Annotated in this window: 5 protein-coding genes; 1 reads left to right on the plus strand and 4 read right to left on the minus strand. The window is 42.8% G+C overall.

Annotation, left to right across the window (positions count from 1 at the left end; genetic code table 11):
* The coding region (locus IQR33_RS33845; RefSeq protein WP_228014044.1) for a hypothetical protein at positions 1–189 on the plus strand (189 nt) is incomplete at its 5' end.
* Positions 190–249: 60 nt separating this feature from the next.
* Here the strand turns inward: IQR33_RS33845 and IQR33_RS20785 are convergent.
* From IQR33_RS20785 to IQR33_RS20800, 4 genes are all read right to left on the minus strand, one after another.
* The gene (locus IQR33_RS20785; protein WP_017633867.1) at positions 250–2,088 is read right to left on the minus strand and encodes an extracellular solute-binding protein; all 1,839 of its coding nucleotides are present in this window, start codon (positions 2,086–2,088) and stop codon (positions 250–252) included.
* A gap of 499 nt (positions 2,089–2,587) precedes the next feature.
* Entirely contained in the window at positions 2,588–3,289 is a 702-nt protein-coding gene (gene pyrF / locus IQR33_RS20790) for an orotidine-5'-phosphate decarboxylase (RefSeq protein WP_005376667.1), read from the minus strand.
* An 84-nt stretch (positions 3,290–3,373) separates the two neighbouring features.
* Positions 3,374–4,549 (minus strand): lipopolysaccharide assembly protein LapB, encoded by a 1,176-nt coding sequence (gene lapB / locus IQR33_RS20795; protein ID WP_005376665.1) that lies wholly within the window; start codon positions 4,547–4,549, stop codon positions 3,374–3,376.
* Between the two features lie 18 nt (positions 4,550–4,567).
* Positions 4,568–4,843: LapA family protein (locus IQR33_RS20800; RefSeq protein ID WP_193844011.1), on the minus strand; the 276-nt coding region annotated here is incomplete at its 5' end.

Raw genomic sequence — 4,843 nt, forward strand, 5'->3', positions numbered from 1 at the left:
ATTCATAAAGTTCAGCTTGAAAACGTACATCAGTTCTTCAAAGCAAACGAAGCTTTTTCGTTGCAAACATTCAGCCAGCTGATATCCAGCGACTCGCTTGATGATCGATTTAAAACCATCGATAGAGCGTTTTCTTTGCTTGGTGATGCAAAAACCTACCTTTTAGAAGTGTCTTACCTTATTAAGTAAAAAAGAAAGCCCCGATAAAATTCATTATCGGGGCTATCATTTTCTATCTAAACTACTGATTTACAATTTGTAACGATCATCAATTACCGTTAGTTCTGGGAAGGTTTTACCCTCGTCCATCGCTTCTTCTGTCTCTTCTTTTACTTGGTTATCAATCCAGAAATTACCGATATCCATTGGATGAAGCACCCATTCTGTCGCTTTTGTCATGCCGTTTTTAGGAATTTTAACCCAGCGCCAATGAGCAACTCGAGAATAAGGCACCATGTAGCCAGGAACGATGATATTTGCTTTGCTGACATAGTTTTGGATTTGATGCGACAAGTCGTAACGCTTCTCCTGATCAAACTCAGAGTCATACGCTTCAATTAACTTGTCTAGCTCAGGGCTGCTGTAGTTGGTGTGAGCATTCGTTTGTGGTCGATTTGCATTATCCGAGTGTAGGTATTCCCAATACGCAGGGATCTCACCAGAGCCCATATTCAAAAACGCTAGCTGATGCTTTTTCTCAAGAATGTATTTAAACGCAGATGAGCCATCCACCAAGTTTAACGTGAACTCAAGACCAGCAAGTTTCGCTTGCTCTTTCAGGTATGCAATACGCGGTGTCCAAGAGTTGTATCCGTAGGTGATGGCAAAGCTCAAGCGTTGGCCCTTGTCGTTAACACGAATACCATCTGCGCCCACTTTGTCAAAGCCCGCTTTTTCGAAGTGTTTAACCGCCGCATCAGCATCAAACTTTGGCGGTGTATTGTTAGGATCATCGTATTCGCCATGACCAAAGCCGAGTCCATGCGGTTTACGTGAATAATCTCCACGCATGATGTTTTCAATCATGCCGTCATAGTCAGTGGCTGCCATAACACCTTTACGCACTTCTAGGTTATCCAACATCGGCATCGCTGTGTTCATCCAAAGACCACCAGCTCCTTGCGGTGCTTCGTTAAAGCCCCAGTACTTTTGGATATAGCCTTTTTTGTACACATCACTATTGGTTTTGTCATGCCAAAAGCTTGGTAGCACCATCTCAAAGTAGTCTAAGTTGCCTTTCTCAAAGTGCTTCATGGCAATATCAGGATCGCGAATTACCTTAATGCGAACCTTTTCAACGTTATAACGGTTTTTATAGTAGCGGTTGTTGTATCCCCACCAATCTTCACCGACATGTTTGAATGTTACGCTCTTACCTTTCTTCACTTGATCAATGTAGTAAGGCGCTGCGGTTGGCTCAGATTTAAAGTTAAACTTTCTGACGAAGTTATCAGGCATGCCATCGTTATTTGCGTCCTTTTCTCCTTCAAAGAAGTGTTCAGGACGAGGCTGAAAACCATTACTTGGCATGTTAATCATAACCATAAGTGAGTCATGACTTTGAGCTACAGCAAGATTGACTTTGATCGTGTAGTCATCAATTTTTTCAACACTCACAATACTGTTTGTGAAGAAGTCGTTATACCACGGGTCGATAATGTCTTTTGACGTGTAGTACTTCATCATAAAGACGTAATCATCTGCTGTAATTTTTTCACCATCTGACCACTCGGCCGTTTCGTCGAGTTTAAAGAATACGGTTTTGTTGTCCTCTCCAAATGCCCATGACTTAGCAAGTTGAGGGATCCATTTGCCAGTATTTGGATGACGCTGAGCCAGTTTTGGTGAACCATCCATTAAGTATTGGCGCAAACCTGAGTTCGCATCTGGACCAACACTTCGTAATGTTTGCGGAAAGCTCTGAATGTAAGTGCGATAGGTGCCACCTCGTACCGCTTCTTCAGAGGCAAATAGAGGTTCGTTGTTGTTTGAAATCCATTCGATATCAGCTGGCAATTCTGCCGCACTCAGTTGAAAACTGGCAGCGGTCAGTGTTGCTAGTACTGAAAATGGCAGTTTTTTAGTCATGTTTCTTCCTTGTTGTGTTTGCGCACTAAGGTCGTAACAAGGAAGACAGCGTGTGAAAGCTCACAGAAAGCTGCGATTTAAAATACGCAGATAGGAAATAATAGGAACGTAATATGAAGTGACGTCCTGCCAGCTTCTATATTAATTTCAAAGAGTTTCACTAGGTCATCCTAGACCTTACAACGCAGTGAATGCATCTTCGCCATAGTATTCTTTAGACATTTGTAACGCAAGCCATCAATAACACATGGTTGCATTTTCGAGGCATCACAGTGAGTTATGTTACAAAAGTGTGATCGGCATAGTACCAAGCCCTACTTTACTCAGAATAAACCGCAGAACCTTTATCTCAATTGGCCCCGATATACCAGTTAAAGCGAGTAAATGATCAGACATAGCTGGTTAAAAGGAATGGTTGTTTACCGCGATCAGTATTTTCATTCGATGTAAAAAGTGAGGCATCTTAGCCTCACTTTTCTCCATACAATCGAGACAGTGCTTACATGTTAGATAAGCTCTCATTGATCGACTTCAGCACTTCTGCAGGATTTGACGCTTGAGTGATAGGGCGACCAATCACAAGATAATCTGAACCTGATTGGATAGCGTCTACTGGCGTCATGATACGGCGTTGGTCACCTTGTTCTGAGCCAGCAGGTCGAATACCAGGGGTCACTAACTTAAATTCTTGGCCTAGTTCGCTCTTCAGTAATGAGGACTCTTGCGCTGAACATACCACACCATCTAAGCCTGCGTTTTTGGTCAAGGTTGCTAGACGAATCACTTGCTCCTGAGGCGCAACATTCAAACCAATACCAGCTAAATCACTTTGTTCCATACTGGTTAGTACCGTTACACCGATAAGAAGTGGACGATCTTTACCATATGGCTCAAGAATTTCACGTGATGCCGTCATCATACGCTCACCACCGCTCGCGTGTACGTTCACCATCCATACACCCATTTCAGCCGCAGCGCGAACTGCTTTCGAACAGGTGTTTGGAATATCGTGAAATTTTAAATCTAGGAATACCGAGAAACCACGTTTATGGAGTTCACGTACAAAATCAGGACCAAATAGCGTAAACATCTCCTTGCCAACTTTTAGTCGGCATGACGCAGGATCAATTCTATCTACAAACGCAAGTGCATCTGCTTGGTTATCATAATCCAGTGCGACAATAACTTTTTGGTCGATCATTTCATCTCCTAACTGTTTTGGTTCTTATTAAATAAAAAGTTAAAAAAATGCAGCGGACAGAAACTCTGCCAGCTGCATTAAGAATTATTCACCATCCAATCCGCGGATTGGCTTGATCGTCCCCCATCCTTTACAGGACGGACAATGCCAATAAAGGGAATGGGTAGAAAATCCACACTTCCGGCATCGGTAATGTGGTTTCACTTTTAACTGTTCACCCACCATCGCTTGTAGTGTTGATAGGCTGTCTTTCGCTCGACCATCTTCTGCTTCTGCAATGTGGTAGTCAATTAAACGGTAGAAGCCCTTCATGGTTGGGTTTTTCAGCAATTGTTTCGTCAGTAACTCTTGAGCAGCCCCAACGTTCTCGTGATGAGCAACTAATTGAGCCAACATCAACTCGGCTGATACGCCTGCTTTCTTATCAATACAAGCTCTCAGAAACTCGACAAGTTCATCTTCCTGACCCAGATGATGATAGCATTCTGCAATAGTTGGCAAGACATCACTGATAAAGTCTTTATCTTGCTCAAGTACCCCCGTCAGATATTTGATGGTGTGCTTATAGTCTTCAGACTCTAGGTAAATTCGTCCCAAAGCAATACTTGCTCGAACACACTTCGGGTCTTCCGCTAACGCTTTTTTAAAATGCTGTATTGCCTTATTAGTATTCCCATCAGCTTGGTCGAGCATGGCTATTTCACACCAAAAATGGGCAATATTTGCACGCATCCTTGAGCGTTTATTACCTAACTTAGCCAATTGGTTCGCGTAATAAATCGCCTTTTCCCATTCTCGTGTTTGCTGATAAATGGTCACTAATTGTTGAAGAGCCGCCTCTTTGTAATCTGGCTCTTCGACTAACTGTTCGAAGATTTTCTCTGCACGATCAAGAAAACCAGAGACCATGTAGTCTTTCGCTAACTGTTGAAGGGCGAGGTTCTTTTGGTCCAGTGTTAAGCCTGAACGAGAAATAAGATTTTGGTGAATTCTGATTGCGCGGTCGACTTCACCACGAGACCGGAACAGGTTACCCAACGCAAGGTGAGTATCAATGGTCTCGTTATCAACTTGGAGCAATTCAATAAAGTGATCGACAGCCTTATCTGATTGGTCAGAGAGCAGCAGATTAAGACCCGTCATATACTGACGAGAGATTTGATGAGATTGCTTCTGCTTGTCTTGCTGAGCGCTGCGATGCCCCATATACCAGCCATACGCAGCAGCTATAGGCAACAACAAGAAGAGTAGTTCAAGCATTAAAGTTAAGCCTTATCCTTATGCCTGTTTTTCAATGGCTGGCTTATCAGCAGCGTTGTTTGATTCAGTTGGTTCGTACTTTTTCAGTTTTTTCTTTAAACGACGGACCTGTAGCTGAGTTTTCAGTTGGATGCTACCAAAGATAACCCACGCTAAAGCAAAGCCAACCACAAATACTACACCTAATAGCGTAGATAAGTGGAACTCTCCTTTTGCTAGAAGATAGTTAAAAGTCACGAGCTCTTGGTTTTGGGAACCTAACGCCAATGCAATTAAAAAGAGAGCTAAAACAGC

Origin of the sequence: Vibrio sp. OPT46, from assembly GCF_015163535.1 — a bacterium.
GTDB classification, from domain to species: Bacteria; Pseudomonadota; Gammaproteobacteria; order Enterobacterales; family Vibrionaceae; genus Vibrio; species Vibrio alginolyticus.